The sequence below is a fragment of the Nocardia sp. CY41 genome (assembly GCF_009829325.1).
Taxonomy (GTDB): domain Bacteria; phylum Actinomycetota; class Actinomycetes; order Mycobacteriales; family Mycobacteriaceae; genus Nocardia.
Genome location: NZ_VUOS01000019.1, coordinates 102,049 through 118,866 on the forward strand (window position 1 = coordinate 102,049; position 16,818 = coordinate 118,866).

The following is a 16,818-nucleotide window of genomic DNA, read 5'->3' on the forward strand; positions in this document are numbered from 1 at the left end:
CCCGTAATGAATCAGCCGCCGTTCGGCCTCGCGCGTAGTGAGCCCGCGGCGGCTGCCGCCTCGCGCGTAGTGAGCCCGCGGCGGCTGCCGCGCAGATCGCGCAGCAGCAGATCGATCCGCTCGGTGGGATCGATCCGCTGACCGGGTTCCGCTTCGACCAGGCTGGTCACAGCGACGCCACGGCACGAAGGGTGTCCACCGCGGCGCTGCTGAGCCGCTGCCGGACATCATCGGCGACCGCGGGCGATCCCGCGCGCCGCACGATCCGGGGGACTTCGCGCATTCCCACAACGAGGTCGGCACGGGGCAGACTTGGGCTCGGACGAATCTCGCCCCGCACCCGCACCACCGTTTCCGGTGCCGATTCGACAAGGGTGACCTGGTATCCCATCGAAGCCTCCTCGGTTCCTCTGGCTCGAGCGTGCGCTTTGCCGTGGTGGCCGGACAGGGGCGAAGGTCCCGCACCGAGAGGTACCTTGCCGCCCCCACCGGAAACGACGGAGGTCATCAACTGGCGAGGTCTTTACGCCCTGCCGAAGCGACCGTCGTGGGTCGTTGACTTGATCGCGGGAGGCCGACATGAAGACTTTGAGCCATGAGGCATCGAACTACGCGCGGACGCGGTGGGAACCGATCGAGAAGTCTACGGCGGAACGCGTCGGTGCGAATCTGACCGACTACCGGATGTCCTGCCAGGAATTCGACTGGGCGGCGGCACGCTCCTCGCTGGCCGGGTTGCCGGATGGGGGAGTCAACATCGCCTACGAAGCCGTCGACCGCCACCTGGGCACCCCTTCGGCCGATGTCACCGCACTGCGCGCGCTGCGTTCAACCGGCGAACGCTCCACCTTGACCTACGCCGAGTTGGCGGCCCTGAGCAACCGATTCGCAGACGTGCTGCACGAGCTGGGTGTGCGTCCCGGCGAGCGGGTGTGCATCCTGCTGGGCCGGATTCCGGAGCTGTATGTCGCGGCGCTGGGCGCATGGAAAGCCGGATGTGTCGTCTCGCCGCTGTTCTCCGCGTTCGGACCCGAACCGGTGCGCCAGCGTTTGACGATCTCCGAGGCGACGACGCTGGTCACGACGAGAGAACTCTACCGGCGAAGAGTCGCGCCGATCCGCGCCGAGGTGCCGGACCTGCGGCATGTCCTCGTGATCGACGCCGATCCCGAGGGCGAGCTGGAAGGTGGCGCGATCGACTTGTCACTGGCGATGGTGGCCGCCGATGCCGAATTCCCGATCGTGCGGACCCAGCCGGAAGATCCGGCATTGCTGCATTTCACCAGTGGGACCACGGGGAAACCGAAAGGCGCGGTTCATGCGCACGCAGCGGTGCTTGCCCACCGGATCACCGCACGCTACGCACTGGATCTGCGACCGGGCGACGTGTTCTGGTGTACAGCGGATCCGGGCTGGGTGACCGGTATGTCCTACGGGGTGATCGCGCCGCTGACTCTGGGCGCCACCGTGATCACCGACGAAGCCGATTTCGACGCCCTGCGTTGGTACGAAGTGCTCACCGCGGAGGAAGTCTCCGTGTGGTACACCGCGCCGACCGCGCTGCGCATGCTGATGCGCCGCGGCGACGAGCTGCCGCCCGGCACCGATCTGTCGCACCTTCGATTCGTCGCCAGCGTCGGAGAACCACTCAATCCCGAAGTGGTCGTCTGGGGTCAGCGGGTTCTGGGCAAACCGGTTCACGACAACTGGTGGCAGACCGAGACCGGCGCGATCATGATCGCCAACCTCGCCGCCGAGCAGGTACGGCCCGGTTCGATGGGACGGCCGCTGCCCGGCGTCCAAGCCACTATCCTGCGCCGCGGGCCGGACGGCCGGGCAGAAGTGATCGACGGCGGCGTCCGGCATGCCCGAACCGGCGAGATCGGTGAACTCGCGTTGCGCGCGGGCTGGCCGTCGATGTTCCGCGGCTACTGGGGACAACCCGAGAGGTACACGCGGGCATTCGCTGCGGGCTGGTATCTGTCCGGCGATCTGGCCCGGCGCGACGCCGACGGATATTACTGGTTCGTCGGACGCGCAGATGACGTGATCAAGTCGGCGGGGCACCTGGTCGGACCGTTCGAGGTGGAAAGCGCGCTGATGGCCCACCCGGGGTAGTCGAGGCGGGGGTGATAGGCAAGCCGGATCCGGTCGCGGGCGAGCTGGTGAAGGCTTTCGTCCTGCTGCGCCCGCAATACGCCGCCTCGGAAGAACTGCGGGAGTTGCTCGCGTTCGGCCGCAAGGCGCTCGGCGCGGTGGCGCCCAAAGAGATCACCTTCGCCGAGAGCCTGCCACACACCCGCAGCGGAAAAGTGATGCGACGACTACTCAAAGCGCGCGAGCAAGGGCTGCCCGAGGGCGATGTGTCGACCCTGGAGGCCGGGCAATGACCGCCACCGAACTGCCGGATCGAGTGGGTGACCGACTGCCGCTCGCCGATACGGAACGCATCGAATTGCTGCGGCAGATGATCCGTATCCGGCGATTCGAGGAGCGCTGCGTCCAGCTCTACAGCGCCGAGAAGATCCGAGGATTCCTCCACCTGTACGTCGGGGAGGAAGCCGTCGCGGCCGGGCTGCTGCGGCAGATCGGTTCCGAGGACGCGGTGGTGTCCACCTATCGCGAACACGGGCATGCACTCGCTCGCGGTATCCCCATGGCCTCGTTGATGTCGGAGATGTTCGGACGCGCGTCCGGGTGCAGTGGTGGTCGCGGCGGATCCATGCATCTGTTCGATGCCGGACGACGCTTCTTCGGCGGAAATGCGATCGTCGGAGGAGGCTTGCCGCTGGCGGTCGGCTTGGCCCTGGCCGATGCCATGCGGGATCGGCCCGCGGTGACGGTGTGCTTGTTCGGTGACGGCGCGGCGGCCGAGGGCGAGTTCCACGAATGCTTGAACCTGGCCGCGTTGTGGCGACTGCCGATCCTGTTCGCGTGCGAGAACAACCGGTACGCGATGGGCACGGCGCTGCACCGCGAACACGCGGTGACCGATCTGGCACTGCGCGCTTCGAGCTATGGCTTGGCGGCTTGGCCGGTCGACGGTATGGACCCGGAGGCGGTGGCGGCGGCAACCCAGAGGGCGGTGGAATCCATTCGTGGCGGGAGCGGGCCGTGCTTTCTGGAACTGCGGACCTACCGCTTCCGTGCGCACTCGCTCTACGACGCCGACCGCTATCGGGACAAAGCCGAGATCGAGCAGTGGAGAAGCGCGACCCGATACCCCGGTTGTCCGCCGAACTGCGGGCATCGGGATCACTCGACGAGCAGGCCCTGTCCGCCCTCGAGGCCGCGGTCGGCGCCGAACTCGACGATGCGGTCGCCCAGGCCGAGGCGGGACCGCTCGAGGACGTCGCCGATCTGAGCCGTCAGGTCTACGCGGAGCGCCCATGATCACCTACCGCGAGGCGATGCGGGAAGCGCTGCGAGAAGCGTTGGATCGTGACGATCGCGTCTTCCTGATGGGCGAGGACGTCGGCGCCTACGGAGGCTGCTTCGGGGTCAGTCGCGGCCTGCTCGAGGAATACGGGCCGCGCCGGATCAGGGACACGCCGTTGAGTGAGTCCGCGTTCGTCGGTGCGGGCATCGGTGCGGCGCTGGGGGGTATGCGGCCGATCGTCGAAATCATGACCGGCAATTTCAGCCTCCTCGCGCTGGATCAAATCCTCAACAACGCCGCGACGTTGCGGCACATGTCGGGTGGCCAGCTCGGCGTGCCTCTGGTGATCCGGATGGCGACGGGCGCGGGCCGCCAACTTGCTGCCCAGCATTCGCACAGCCTGGAAGCGTTTTACGCGCATATTCCCGGACTACGCGTGGTGTCGCCTGCCACCGTGGCGGATGCCCGCGGCATGCTGTGGACCGCGTTGCAGGACCCCGATCCCGTCGTGATCTTCGAACCGATCGCGCTGTACAACAGCGAAGGGGAATTGGCTGCCGACGCCGAGCCGGTGGACATCGACCACGCGGTGGTCCGGCGGGCGGGCGCCGATGCCACCGTTGTCGCCTTCGGCGCGACTCTGGCGATCGCCGAATCGGCCGCCGAGACGCTCGCCGCCGAAGGAATCGCCGCGGAAGTGATCGATGTGCGCAGTCTGCGGCCGCTGGACGAGGCGACGTTGCTGGAGTCGGTGACACGCACCCACCGCCTCGTGATCGTGGACGAGTGCTGGCGCAGCGTCGGCATCGCGGCGGAGATCGCCGCTCGCGCGGCGGAACACGCCTACTACGACCTCGACGCACCGATCGGGCGGGTGTGCACCACCGAGGTCCCGATTCCTTATGCGCGACAACTGGAGGAAGCGGCGCTGCCGCGGGTGCAGACGGTCGTCGACGCCGTGCGTGAGGCGGTGAGCTGAGGTGGTCGAGTTCCGGATGCCCTCGCTCGGAGCCGACATGATGGAGGGCACGTTGCTGCACTGGCTCGTGCATCCCGGTGACGTCGTGCGCAAGGGAGACGTGGTCGCCGAGGTCGACACCACCAAGGCCGCGATCGAGGTCGAATGCTTCGACGACGGCGTCGTGGGGTCGATCCTGGTACCGGAGGGAAGGACGGTACCAGTGGGCACTCCGCTGGCGACGATCGAATCCGCGCCGCTCCGTCCCGGCGATGCCGAAGGCACCCCCATCGCGACACCGGCCGGTCACGCACTGCCCCGACCGGTGGAACCCCATGGCGATGAAACAATCACCGCTCCGGACGGCGCGAGACAGAACGGTTCTCGTGCCACGCCGCTGATCCGCCGATTGGCACAGGAGGCGGGTATCGACCTGGCGACCATCCATGGGTCGGGCCCGGGCGGGCGAATTGTGCGCTCGGACGTAGCGGAAGCAATCTCCGCTGGTGCGCCCACTGCGCCGCGATCCGAACCCGTTACCTCCGGCCCGCAGGAGCGTGTAGGGCGCGATGAGCGAAGGCAGGCTCTGGAAGCGTCGGGCACTCCCGCGAGAGGCCGGCCGTCACCACCAACCGTTGTGGTACGCGCTTCCGGCTACGCGCGGCGGCTGGCGCGCGAATCGGGAGTCGATCTGGCGGACATCTCGGGGACCGGCCCGGACCGCGCGGTGCGCGCGCGTGATGTGCGAACAACGGAGGCCGGCTCCGAAGCGGTCCCCACGGCGGCGGAGTCCCCACCTGCGCAGCCCGCCGGTGTGACAGATGCGATCGGCGCCGGAACGCTGCCGCATGACCCCGTCGCGGTGCGCAAGGTCATCGCGGCGGCCATGACACGGTCGAAGCGGACTGTGCCGCACTACTACTTGTCCAGCACCATCGATATGGACGCCGCGCTGCGCTGGCTGGAAGAGACGAACCGCCGCGTGGCGGTCAGCGCGCGCATCCTCTCGTCTGCTCTGGTGCTGTGTGCTTCGGCGCGGGCGGCGCGAGCTGTGCCCGACCTGAACGGGCACTGGCTGGACGACGAGTTCCGTCCAGCTTCGGCTGTGCATCTCGGTGTGGTGGTGTCGCTGCGTGGCGGCGGCATCATGGTGCCCACCATCCCGGATGCCCACACGCTCGCTCCGCCGGCGATGATGGATGCCCTGCGCGGCGTTGTCGGCCGAGCTCGCTCCGCTCGGCTGCGTTCCGCGGATGCCGTTCCCGCGACCATCACGGTGACGAATCTGGGTGAGCTGGGTGTGGACTCGGTCTTCGGCGTGATCGCCGCGCCGCAGGTCGCGATAGTCGGCTTCGGCGCCGTCACCGCACGTCCCTGCGCGATGCACGGCCTGCTGGGTGTCCGCCCCCAGTTGACCGCCACGCTCTCGGCGGATCACCGCGCCAGCGACGGCGCCGTCGGGGCCCGTTTCCTCAACACCGTCGCCGAACTTCTTCAGCAGCCAGAGGAGATGTGAAACATGATGCAGCCAACCATGTCCCGTGCGCAGGCGGAAGATTCCGTGCGTGCAGCGCTGCGCGGATTCGCCACCGAAGCCGACATCTCGGGCCTCGGCCAGGACGACCCCTTGCGCAGCACCCTGGAACTCGACTCGATCGACTTCCTCACCTTCGTCGAACGGCTCTCCGCTACCGGCGGCTGGATCGAGGAGAGTGACTACCCACGAATGTCGACGATCCGTTCCTGCGTCGACTTCCTCACCGACACTCGCTAGACATCTGTCCCTGCCGTCGGGTACACGACGAAGCCTTCGTTCAACGGTCGGGCAGGATCCGGGCGTCATCGATCACATCGACGTGCTCCACACCGTCGACGGTGCGGGCAAGAGCGGCGACAAGCTGTTGCTCACGGGTATCGGCGAATATGCCGCGAACGGTGACCGCCCCGTCGGCCACATCTATCGTCCACTGCCGGCGTAGTCGTCGAGCAGTGCGCGGATCTTCGCGTCGATGGTCGCGTCGTCGCTGAGCAGAATTCGCAGCAGGTCGCGCCGGGCCACGATCCCGACCAGCAGCCCGGCCGCCACGACCGGCATCGAGCGAAGCCGCCCGGTGAGCATGCGCGAGGCGATCGTGGCGGTGTCGGTGGTGGGCGTGACCACCTCCACCGGAGTCGACATCGCCGCTTCCACCGTCTTGTCCGGTATGCCGGGACCTGCTGCCAGGGCGTCCGATTCGGACAGCATTCCGACCACGCAGCCCTGCTCGTCGATTACGGGAAGCGCGGCGAAGCCGTGTGCGGTCAGCAGCGCGGTAGCCTCCGACAACGGTGTTCCTGGCCGTGCCGTCACGACGGGCCTGCTCAAAACGTCACGTGCACGCATCGGTATCACCTCGTATCTGCGGTGTCCGGAGCCGTGCCCGCGGCGGGGCGGGTGAACGCGATGGCGGGACACAGTGGCGGCTCCCGGTGTCTCGACCGAGCTGCGGTCGGTCTCGGCACCGGCCCATATGTTCAGCATCGCCCGAATCCCTCGCTTGCCGGGAGATGCATCTGCCCTGCCGGCCTGGGACCAATGTCCTCAGTCTCCCGCCGGCCCGATGGCCTCGATCTGAGGACGGCCGGGATTCTGCGAAGGATCCAACTGGACACCGCTCGGCCGGGGGTCTGCGACGACCGGGCGGCTTCTCCGGAGTTGCGGCCTCGGATCCCGATGCATGTTCCGCTGCCGAGTTGCAATACGGTCGCGAAGCCTCCGGCGGTCAGCGGGCGATGGCGAAAGTCCTTTGCGCAGCTGGGCGGCCATCCTCGCTGAGCTCGCTCACCCGCGGCTGGCGGCCGGCGCCGGGTACGTCGCGTCGCGCCAGGCGTTGAGCGCTTCGGCGACCGATTCCTCGATCACGCGGGTGGTGTCGAGTTCGACGGCCTCGGGCCACGGCGCTGCCTCGGTTGCCAACGCGTCCGCGATAGCGGGAGTGGCGTCCGAGTGACCTCGGGGCCTGGTGCGGAGTCGCTCGGCGGCGATGGCCTCGGGGCAGACACACCGCAGGGATACCAGATCGCTGCGTGTCTCGTCGGCCACGGTGGCGGCGCGGGCGCGCTGGTCTGCATCGGTCCAGCTGGCGTCGAGGACGACCGAGACGCCGTGCTCGATCAGGTCCCTGGCCTGCGTCAGCATTCGGGTATACACCAACTCCTTCGCCGTCCGCCGATAGGCGCCCGCGCCGTATATTCCCGTGGTGCCCGCGATGGCTCCCGCGGCGCGCACGCTGTCGCTGGAGATCGCGACGGCGCTCGTCGCCGTTGCCAAACGGGTTGCCACGGTGGACTTTCCGGTGCCGGGCAGGCCGCCGACCAGCACGAGACGTACGGCGCCCTGTTCCAGGTGGTCGACGGCAAGTGCGAGAGGTCGCCCGGCACGTTCCGCGGCTTCTGGGTCCCCTTGATCAGCGCGGATGCTGTCGGTCTTGGCACGGACCGTCGCTCGGTAGGCGATGTAGTGATGCCGAAGCGATGGTGGAGGCGAATCGCCCGCAGCGCGCAGGTAGTCGTTCAAGAACGAGTCGGATGCCTCCGGGTGGCCGAGGAATTCGAGATCCATCGCCAGGAACGCGGCGTCGTCGAGGCCGTCGAGGCAGCGTAGCTGGTCGTCGAAATCGAGGCAGTCGAGGATTCGGAAGCCGTCGGGCAGGACGAAGATGTCCTCGGCGAGCAGATCCCCGTGGCCGTCGACGACGCGGCCCTCGGCGATGCGCTGTGCCAGCAAGGCGGTGCGGCCGTCGATGAAGCGCATCGCCAGGTCCCCGGCCCGGGTGAGGAGGGCGGAATCGGCTACCGCTGTGCGGCGTTCGCGCAGGGGCCGCAGCAGGGTGTCCCAGCGTCGTCGCAGCTGCTCCGGTGTGCCTGCGCGGTCGATGTCCGCGCCGCGTCTGGCCGCCGCGTGGAAACGTGCAACAGTCTTCGCGAGCGCGGACAGTCCGGGCGTCGGCCGGGCCGGATCCGCGAGCGTGGTGGACAAGCGCAGTGCGTCGGGCATCCGGCGCATCACGATGATCGGTTCCGGGGCGCCGCCTTCGGGGTCGGTCAGGTGGGCCAGACCGAGATAGACGTCGGGTGCAAGGCGCTGGTTCAACTCGACTTCGCGGAGGCAGGCTCGCTCGCGGTTCTCGGGCGTGCCGAAATCGAGGAAATCGGTGACGACCGGTTTTTTGGCCTTATAGGCGCGGTCTCCGCACAGCACCACCAGCCCGGTATGCGTCTCGCGCACTTGCGCGAAGGGCTCGTGGGTGGCGTGGAGGGCGGTACGCAGGGCCGAGGCATCGAGCATGACGACTCCCTCTGGTCGAAGAGTTGCTCTACAGCGTGGCCGGGGCCGGCCTGCGCTGCCTAGGGTCCAATGGCCTGCCGCGCACGGGGCATACCGCGGCGTGCGGCGTCCCCCGTAAACAGCACCGAGGGCGCGAGGGCCGTTGGTCCAGTCTGGTGGGGACCATTTCCCATCCGATCGTCGACCCGTGGATCTGCCGTGACTCGGTCCGAAGCAGCAGGCTGGACTTCACATCGCTCCTGCCGGAGCAACGACGCCCGCGGTCGCGGCGCAGCATCGGCACGAGATGATCGGAGACAGTTCATGCTGTATCTGCCGAACCACCCGGGCGCACAGGCCGCCGCGGCGCCCGACGGTGAATCGCGCGCCGCGCGGTGGCGGATGGTCCGTGCGCTCGCGTTTGCCTGCGTGCTAGTTGTGCTGGTTGCCGCTGGACTCGCGATACATCTGTTCAGTGCGCGGGCCGCTGAACTGATGTGGCTGGCGGCCACGGTGGTCGCGCTCGTTCCCGCGACGGCATCGGTGCTGTCGGATCTACTGAAGCGCCGCTACGGCGCGGACCTGCTCGCGTTGGTGGCGTTGGTCGGCGCGGTGGTCGTCGGTGAGTACTTCGCCGGTGCCCTGGTCGCGCTCATGGTGGCCACGGGGCAGCTGCTGGAGACGTACGCGGGACGCCGCGCCGGACGCGATCTGTCCGACTTGTTACGCCGGGCCCCGGCCCAGGCGCATCGCCGTCGCCCCGACGGCATCGACACCGTCTCGGCGACAGCGATTGCGCCCGGAGATCTCGTGGTGGTATTGCCCGGTGAGACGGTGCCGGTCGACGGCGTTCTCACCACAGCGGGAGTCTTCGACGAATCGGCGCTGACGGGGGAGTCGGTCCCTGTGGTGCGCCGGGCGAACACCGAGGTGCGCAGCGGTGTGGTCAACGCGGGAACGGCCGTGGACATCCGAGCCGCGGCGACGGTCGAGGCCAGCACGTATGCCGGCATCGTGACGCTGGCGCGGCAGGCTGCGGCCGCGGCAGCTCCTACCGCGCGGCTCGCCGATCGCGTGGCGGTGTGGTTCCTGCCGCTGGCACTCGCTGTCGCGGGCGCCGCCTGGCTGTTCACGGGGGATCCGGTACGGGCGGTGGCGGTGGTCGTCACGGCGACGCCTTGCCCGCTGCTGCTGGCGGTGCCGGTCGCGATCACGGCCGGGATGTCGCGGACGGCGCGGGCGGGCGTGGTGGTGAAAGACGGTGCCGCACTCGAGACTCTGGGGCAGGCCCGATGCCTGGCGATGGACAAGACCGGCACCGTGACGGTCGGACGGCCGGAGGTGCTCGACATCGTCACCGCGCCCGGCGTCCGCGCCGAGCAGGTGCTACGCCAGGCGGCGGCGGTGGAAGAGTTCTCGCCGCATGTGCTCGCGCGTGCGGTGGTCGCCGCGGCGGCGGCGCGCGGTATAGAGCGGGCGGTCGCGCAAGGAGTGTCGGAAGAACCGGGGCAGGGGGCGACCGGGACGGTCGAGGGCCGCGCGGTGCGGGTCGGCCGGCTTCCGGCGCAGGCGCAGCCGGCGCCGTGGGCACTGGCGGCGCTGCGACGGGCGCGGCTGGATCTGGCCGCCGTGGTGTGGGTGTGCGTCGATCAACAGCCCATGGCCGCGCTGCTGGTGCGCGACCGCATTCGCGTCGACGCGGAGCGAACGATGCGCAGACTGCGCTCGGCGGGTCTGCGGCGACTGCTCATGCTCACCGGCGACCGAGTGGACAACGCGGCCGAGGTCGCCCGCCTGCTCGGTCTCACCGAAGTCGTGGCGGACGCCGACCCCGCCGACAAGATCGCGGCCATCCGCGCGGAACGCCACAACGGTGTGACGGTGATGGTCGGCGACGGAGTGAACGACGCGCCCGCGCTCGCGGCGGCCGACGTCGGTGTCGCGCTCGGTTCACGCGGGTCGACGGCGGCGGTACAGGCTGCCGACGCGGTGATCGTGGACGATCGCATCGACCGGCTCGCCGATGCGGTGGAGATCGCTCAGCGATCACATCGCCTGGCGGTACAGAGCGCGACGGCCGGGATGGCGATGTCACTGGCCGCGATGATCGCGGCGGCTTTCGGACTGCTGATGCCCGCGGCCGGCGCGCTCTTGCAGGAGGGCATCGATGTCGCGGTGATCGTGAACGCGTTACGCGCGCTGCGGGTACACCGCGGCCGGCCGACCGCGGCGATCGAGCCGCTGGTAGCCCGCTTCACGCGTGAGCACGGCAGGCTACGTGCCGCGCGCGCGTCCGTGCGGCAGGCCGCCGACGCGCTCTCGAGCGGTCCAGGACCGGATGCCGACGCCGCGGTCCGCCGCGCGTTCCAACTACTGGTGGACGACATACTGCCGCATGAGCACGCCGAGGAATCGGAACTGTATCCAGCGTTGACCGGCTATCTGCGCGATCCGGAGGCGATGGTGACGATGAGCAGAGAGCACACCGAGATCGAACGACTCATCCGACGTATCGGCCGTCACCTCGACGACGCACCACGAGAAATCCGCGCGGACCAGATCGATGATCTGCGTGCCACGCTCTATGGACTGGACGCCGTCCTCACCCTGCATTTCGCGCAGGAAGACGAAGCATTGTTCACCTTGGCGCCGTCGGTCGAAATTCCCTGCCCAGTTCTGTCTGATGACCTAGGTCCCAGTGCCCGAGGGGCCGCCGACTCTGCTGCGGTCGTCCGCGAGTGAGCAGAGTATTCGGTACCGGGCCGAGACCAACTCTTCCGCCGGACCGACACCTGGGCCGGGAATGGAGTTCGTCGAGGGCGGCATCGAGGAGGCTTCGATGGGCCGGATCGTGACTTTGACGATGAACCCCGCGATCGATCTCGCGACACGGGTGGCCAGGGTGGTACCGACGGACAAGATGCGTTGCGCGACACCACGCTACGACCCTGGTGGCGGCGGCATCAACGTCGCGCGCACGGTGGCCGAACTGGGTGTCGAGGTGACGGCGGTGTTCCCCGCGGGCGGCCCGCCCGGCCGACTGTTGGAGCAGTTGGTGCGAGACACCGGAGTGCCGCCGCGGCCGGTGCCGGTGGCCGAATCAACCCGGGAGAGTCTCTCGGTCACCGAAACGTCGAGCGAGGAGCAGTATCGGTTCGTCTTTCCGGGCCCTCGGCTGACCGATCCGGAACAGCATCGCTGCCTGGCCGAGGTCGAACGCGCGGTGCTCGGCGCGGATTACCTCGTTGCCAGCGGCACCCTCCCGCCGGGTGCGTCCGCGGATTTCTACCAGATCCTCACCGATCTCGTCGGCGACCTGAGTGTGCGGGTGGTGCTGGATACTTCCGGCAACGCGCTGCGCAGCGTGCGCCGCGGCGTCCATCTGATCAAACCGAGCGCGCGGGAACTCGGCGACTACGCTGGGCATCCGCTGATCGAGCGCGCCGAACAGCTGGCGCAAGCCCGCCGCCTCATCACCGCCGGAATGACGGAGATCGTGCTGCTGTCCCTCGGCGCCGCGGGCGCTCTTGCGGTGACGCGGGAATCGCACGAATGGTTCGCGCCGATTCCGGCGCGGGTGCGCAGCGGTATCGGGGCCGGCGACGCGATGGTCGGGGGCGTCGTGGTGGGTCTGGCGCGGGGATACGAGTTGTCCGAGGCGGTGCGTCTGGGCATCGCCGCCGCGACCGCGGCGCTCGCCACCACCGGTACCGGACCCGGCCGCCGCGAGCACATCGCGCAGCTGTACCGACAACAACCGCGCGACACCGGTTCTACAGCCGACGTCGGCGACGTGGCAGGGCCGGCGGCTACCCAGCTGCCATAGCCCACACCATGAAGTCCCCGAGCCGCGTACATCGATGGAAACCGAGTCCCGGCAAGAGAGGCGTAGCGGTCATTCGGCCGAGGGCCGAGCGTGGGACATTCGACCCTCGGACTTCGAGTCGATGTCCTCCTCCGCAGGCGACCGCGCAGCCGCACGCTGACAGAGCCGACAGGCAGCAGTAGAGGAGAAGCCGTGCTGAGAAACGAGGACATCACGTTGTCGGCTCCGATCGGACCTACGCGGGAGATAACCGAACTCAACCGGGCTCTCGGGCGGATTCGGGCATATCCAGGATCTCGCTGAGCGGTCGGCGTGCGGTCGCCGGGGCGTTCGGCTCCGATTCGGGCGCGATACCGACGCGGATCAACACTTGGGGGAGGCCGGAGTGTCCGGTCAACTCTCGGACCACGGCACGGCTGCTCGGCACTTCGGTCAGGTGGGTCAACGGACAGGTCGCGAAGCCGGCGAGTGTGCACTCCAGTAGCACCGTGGACAGCACCTCACCGCAAGGTACCAGGTCCGCGGGTATGTCGCGGTCGGTGGACAGCACGAGAATCACCGAATGGTCCTCGGTGATCTCGCCGCGCCGGTCGCCGGTGGTGGTCGGAAACGCCCGGCCCACGTCGACTCGCTGCCGTTCATCCTTGGAGATCAGCGCGTCGCTGGGCACTCCCGCGTCGCCGATCGTGTGCCCGGTCCACCACTGCAATTCGGCGTGGTATCCGGAATCGTAGCGGCGCAGCGCAGCGCTCATCTCGGAGGCACGTGCGAGGCTGGGGCGGCAGTCGTCACCCAGCACGTCGAGTGTGGCGTCGTAGGGATCGAAGGTCGACCTCAGGACCTCTTCGAAGTCGGGCCATCCGGTGGGAGCCTGGAACGGCAGCCGGTCGGTGTGCCGTCGCAGGATGGCGTCGGCGCGGGCGCGGTCGCCGTCGGTGACGATCCGAGCCGGTTCGAAGGTGATGTTGGCCAGGTGTTCGCGGCGGTTCGGATCTGGGAAGCGGGCGACGTGGATGCGCCAGCCCGCCGCGGCCATCGCCGCGCGCAGATGGTCCAGAGCGATTCCGCAGCTGATCAGCATCTGCCTGCCGGATGTGTCCGTCGCCGGAAGCATGCGTTCGGGTACCGCGAACAGACGCAAGGTTCGGCCGTCGAATGTCCAGTGCCAGGGTTGGCTGTTGTGCAGCGAGGGCGCCCGCCCGGCGAGCAATACGGCCTTCTCGATGGTTTCTCCGGTCGGTGGCTGGTTCATACCGTCACGGTAGGGAGCTAGAGGCGACGTCTGGAGGAGTCGTAGGTCCCGAATCGCACCGCAGGTGGTCCCCCGTCGGCCGAGTGCCGGGGCCCTCGGCCCCTAGACGGGAGGCATCGGTCCGTTCAGGGCTGTATGTGTGGGAAAAGGTGCCACGGCGGTACCGCCGATCGACGCACGCAGGCACGACGCGGTGATCTCGACATGGACGGGGTGGTCACCGATAGCGCGTCGATGCACGCCGCGGTCTGGACGGAATTGTTCGATTCCTTCTTGAACCAACGCCCCGCGGGTGCCGGACAGGACCGCTCACCGTTCACCGAAAACGGCTATCCACGCTTCGTGGACGGCAAACCGCGTTATCGGGGTGTCGCCGACTTCCTCGCGGCACGTGGAATCGCACTGCCGTGGGGGAGACCGTTCGATCCAGAAACGGCTGAGACGGTGTGCGGGCTGGGCTACTGGAGAGTCAGGTTTTCCTGGCGCTGGTCGCGATGAGTTTCTCGTCGAGTGCGGCGCGGAGCTACCGATGGAGATCGCTCGTCTCCGGTCCAGCCTGGCGGCCTACGACGCCGGGCGCGACCGCTACACGATCCGCGGCGTGATCGGCCCCGACGAGTTCCATTCCGGCTATCCGGATGCGCCGGGGCCGGCATCGACAACAACGCCTACACCAACGTGATCATGGCGGCTTGGGTGATCCTGCGCGCGATCGACGCGCTCGCCCTGCTGGCTCCACGCGAACAGTCGGAGTTGCTGGAGAAGTTGTCGGTGCGGCCGTCGGAAGCGGATGGCCCGTTGTGCTCGGCGGATGTAGGTGCCGTTCCATGACGGATTGATCAGCCAGTTCGAGGGATACGAGCGACGAACTCGATGGGGACCACTACCAGCGGCGATACGGGAGCATCCAGCGGCTGGACCGCATACTCGACGCCGAGGGCGACGACGTCAACCGGTATCGGGCCGCCAAACAGGCGGATGTGCTGATGCTCTTCTACCTGCTGTCCGCCGACGAACTGCGAGAACTGCTAAGCCATCTCGGATACGACCTGTCCGGCGAGATGATCCCGCGGACCATCGATTACTACCTGTCGCGCACGTCGCACGGCTCGACCCTCAGCGCGCTCGTGCATGCGTGGGTGCTGGCGCGGGCCAACCGGGATCGCGCCGTGGAGTTCTCCGACCTGGTGCTCGGCTCCGACGTCGCCGATATCCAGGGCGGCACCACCGCGGAGGGAATTCACCTCGCGGCGATGGCGGGCAGCGTCGACATGCTGCAACGGTGCTTCACCGGCATGGAACTGCGCCGCGACCGGCTGGTGTTCTGCCCTTACTGGCGGAAAGCCCTCTGCGCCCTGAGTTTCCCGGTGATCTATCGCGGTCACCGGCTGATCGTGCGGGTCAGCGGCGAAGGCGTCGAGATCAGCTCCGATCCCGGCCCGTCGCCACCGATCGAGATCACTTGCCGGGATCGGACCACACGCCTGACGCCACGGAAGATGGCCCGGCTGATGGACTCGGTACCTGGATCCGCCGGATGAATCGTTGGGATGGTCACCGCGAACACTCATTCGCGTCGATACGCCGTCAGGTGTGGTGCATCCTTCGGTCGAGTTCGGTGTGGGCGATTCGGCCCGCCCACACGCGAGCGCGGTCCAGCTCGCCCGGCATGAGTGGGCCGGTCGTATCGGCGACAAGGAAATCCACCGGCTGATCGGCGAGCGAATAGCCCAAGCGGCACAGTCGTTTCCCGATACCGCGTGCGGCCGAGCCCGGCAGCCACGGCGGTTTGGCGACTTTGGTGCCGAAGGCCAACGCGCGGTGGCCCGCCGATACGGGCAGTGCGGCCGCGAGCCATTCCCGTACACCGATGTCGGTAGCAATCGGAGCATCGGTGAGCTTGGCGGCGTCGCGGCGCGTCTGCGAGCGGCTGAGCCCGAACGCGTGAGTAGGACCGCCGACCACGAGCAGGTTCACCGTCGCGCACACTTCCGCCGCCGCCACCACGTTCACGACATCTACTTCGGCATGCTCACGCAGTCCCTGGGCGACGGCTTCCGCGATCGCGGCGGTGTTGCCGAACATCGATTCGTAGACTATTCGCGCGCGCATGACGCTCTTCTCCTCCGCGCTGTACCGAGTGAGGATTCCCACGGTAGGGCGGCGGAGAGAGGCGGCGATAGAGTCGAACCGACTATTCCATGGGACTTTCGCCATGGCGTGGGGTGAACATGCCGCGCGACGCACTGGACGCCTCGGTCGGCGGCAGCTGTATCCGAACGTTGGCGACCGCGGTGACGGCTTGACCGGGCGGGAATACGGGGGGCCGATGTCCCGTCCGGTGAATGACCTTCGTCTCTGTCGATGATCCGTCACAGGCGCGATCCTCGAAGCTGATGGCACCGGTCGTCGGAAGAGGTGAGCGGCGATGTCTGAAAGCGTGGTCATTGCGCTGGACGGATGGTGGATTCGGCTGACCCGCCTGTGGTCGCTGCAACCGTGCAGTGCGAACCAACTGATGCGCCCGTCCGACCGCATCGAATCAGCGGTCCGCGCGATCGCCACGATCGCGGTACTGATCGCGGTACTGATCGCGGTCCCGGTGGCGGGTGCCCTCGCTACGGACGCGTATGCCGGCACTTCCGCCGAAATCCGTTACGAGAGTGCGACGAGATCCCTGGTTCACGCCGTGATCACCGACCAGCCCGTCCGAACCGCGGCGCATCGATACGAAGTCCGGGTGCGATGGGAAGAGTCCGGCCATACCGGCGACGCTGTCGTGCCGGTCCGGGAGAAGGCGCAGCTCGGCGATCATGTCGAGCTGTGGCTCGACGCCGACGGCGCGCCCACCGCGCGACCACGCCACCCGGACACCGCGGTGGTGGCCGGGATCGGGATAGGTGTTTCCGTCCTGGTCGGCGTCTGGCTGTGTGGATGGTGCCTGGTGAACGGGACGGTCTTGATGCTGGCGCGGCATCGTAGCGCGCGATGGGACCGCGAGTGGCGACAGATGTGTCGTACGGCAAGAGGGGACACGCAATGATGTACTGGTACGGGAGCGAACCACAGTTTCGCTGGGGAGGCCGACGTGGAGTGG

The 16,818-nt window shown here is 68.2% G+C and carries 14 protein-coding genes and 3 pseudogenes; 10 read left to right on the plus strand and 7 right to left on the minus strand.

Annotated elements, in window-relative coordinates:
* Positions 1–11: 11 nt before the first annotated feature.
* Both GVY64_RS37960 and GVY64_RS21185 read right to left on the minus strand, forming a co-directional pair.
* On the minus strand, positions 12–170 hold the full coding sequence (locus tag GVY64_RS37960) for a hypothetical protein (protein ID WP_236567031.1): 159 nt from the start codon (positions 168–170) through the stop codon (positions 12–14).
* Positions 167–391, minus strand: a complete 225-nt coding sequence (locus tag GVY64_RS21185; RefSeq protein WP_159844100.1) for a hypothetical protein — start codon at positions 389–391, stop codon at positions 167–169. Before GVY64_RS21185 ends, GVY64_RS37960 begins: the two co-directional genes overlap by 4 nt.
* Before the next feature lie 293 nt (positions 392–684).
* Between GVY64_RS21185 and acsA the strand changes: the two are divergent.
* The 5 genes and pseudogenes from acsA (at position 685) to GVY64_RS21210 (ending at position 6,111) form a co-directional block, all read left to right on the plus strand.
* Positions 685–2,390: pseudogene (gene acsA, locus GVY64_RS21190) on the plus strand (acetate--CoA ligase).
* 77 nt (positions 2,391–2,467) lie between these two features.
* A pseudogene (gene pdhA / locus GVY64_RS21195) lies at positions 2,468–3,393 on the plus strand (pyruvate dehydrogenase (acetyl-transferring) E1 component subunit alpha).
* Entirely contained in the window at positions 3,390–4,358 is a 969-nt protein-coding gene (locus GVY64_RS21200) for an alpha-ketoacid dehydrogenase subunit beta (protein WP_159844102.1), read from the plus strand. Before pdhA ends, GVY64_RS21200 begins: the two are co-directional and overlap by 4 nt.
* Positions 4,359–4,374: 16 nt before the next feature.
* A complete protein-coding gene (locus GVY64_RS21205; protein WP_236567032.1) occupies positions 4,375–5,853 on the plus strand; it encodes a 2-oxo acid dehydrogenase subunit E2 in 1,479 nt (492 codons plus the stop codon).
* A gap of 3 nt (positions 5,854–5,856) precedes the next feature.
* On the plus strand, positions 5,857–6,111 hold the full coding sequence (locus GVY64_RS21210) for a hypothetical protein (protein WP_201298096.1): 255 nt from the start codon (positions 5,857–5,859) through the stop codon (positions 6,109–6,111).
* A 40-nt stretch (positions 6,112–6,151) separates the two neighbouring features.
* Here the strand turns inward: GVY64_RS21210 and GVY64_RS37965 are convergent, their stop codons facing one another.
* The 3 genes from GVY64_RS37965 to GVY64_RS21220 form a co-directional block, all read right to left on the minus strand.
* Positions 6,152–6,292, minus strand: coding sequence for a hypothetical protein (locus GVY64_RS37965; protein ID WP_236567033.1), 141 nt, complete (start codon positions 6,290–6,292; stop codon positions 6,152–6,154).
* Between the two features lie 2 nt (positions 6,293–6,294).
* Complete coding sequence (locus GVY64_RS37970) at positions 6,295–6,663, minus strand: CBS domain-containing protein (protein ID WP_236567034.1); 369 nt, start codon at positions 6,661–6,663, stop codon at positions 6,295–6,297.
* 495 nt (positions 6,664–7,158) lie between these two features.
* Positions 7,159–8,664: a bifunctional aminoglycoside phosphotransferase/ATP-binding protein gene (locus GVY64_RS21220; RefSeq protein WP_201298097.1), complete on the minus strand. Its 1,506-nt coding sequence runs from the start codon at positions 8,662–8,664 to the stop codon at positions 7,159–7,161.
* A gap of 303 nt (positions 8,665–8,967) precedes the next feature.
* Here GVY64_RS21220 and GVY64_RS21225 point away from each other — a divergent pair, with 303 nt between their 5' ends.
* Both GVY64_RS21225 and GVY64_RS21230 read left to right on the plus strand, forming a co-directional pair.
* A complete protein-coding gene (locus GVY64_RS21225; RefSeq protein ID WP_201298098.1) occupies positions 8,968–11,385 on the plus strand; it encodes a heavy metal translocating P-type ATPase in 2,418 nt (805 codons plus the stop codon).
* A 61-nt stretch (positions 11,386–11,446) separates the two neighbouring features.
* On the plus strand, positions 11,447–12,469 hold the full coding sequence (locus GVY64_RS21230; RefSeq protein ID WP_201298099.1) for a 1-phosphofructokinase family hexose kinase: 1,023 nt from the start codon (positions 11,447–11,449) through the stop codon (positions 12,467–12,469).
* 256 nt (positions 12,470–12,725) lie between these two features.
* Here GVY64_RS21230 and GVY64_RS21235 read toward each other — a convergent pair whose 3' ends face one another.
* Positions 12,726–13,721 (minus strand): Acg family FMN-binding oxidoreductase, encoded by a 996-nt coding sequence (locus tag GVY64_RS21235; protein WP_159844106.1) that lies wholly within the window; start codon positions 13,719–13,721, stop codon positions 12,726–12,728.
* Positions 13,722–13,925: 204 nt separating this feature from the next.
* Between GVY64_RS21235 and GVY64_RS21240 the strand changes: the two genes are divergently transcribed.
* Together GVY64_RS21240 and GVY64_RS21245 are read left to right on the plus strand one after the other, a co-directional pair.
* Positions 13,926–14,219 (plus strand): hypothetical protein, encoded by a 294-nt coding sequence (locus GVY64_RS21240; protein WP_159844108.1) that lies wholly within the window; start codon positions 13,926–13,928, stop codon positions 14,217–14,219.
* A pseudogene (locus GVY64_RS21245) lies at positions 14,209–15,262 on the plus strand (glycosyl hydrolase family 65 protein); the annotation flags it as partial. The gene GVY64_RS21240 and the pseudogene GVY64_RS21245, both read left to right, overlap by 11 nt.
* Positions 15,263–15,308: 46 nt before the next feature.
* Here GVY64_RS21245 and GVY64_RS21250 read toward each other — a convergent pair.
* Positions 15,309–15,833: a flavodoxin domain-containing protein gene (locus GVY64_RS21250; protein WP_159844110.1), complete on the minus strand. Its 525-nt coding sequence runs from the start codon at positions 15,831–15,833 to the stop codon at positions 15,309–15,311.
* Positions 15,834–16,149: 316 nt separating this feature from the next.
* On the opposite strand from GVY64_RS21250, the gene GVY64_RS21255 reads away from it, so the two are divergent.
* Complete coding sequence (locus GVY64_RS21255) at positions 16,150–16,764, plus strand: Rv1733c family protein (protein ID WP_159844112.1); 615 nt, start codon at positions 16,150–16,152, stop codon at positions 16,762–16,764.
* Positions 16,765–16,818: the final 54 nt, after the last annotated feature.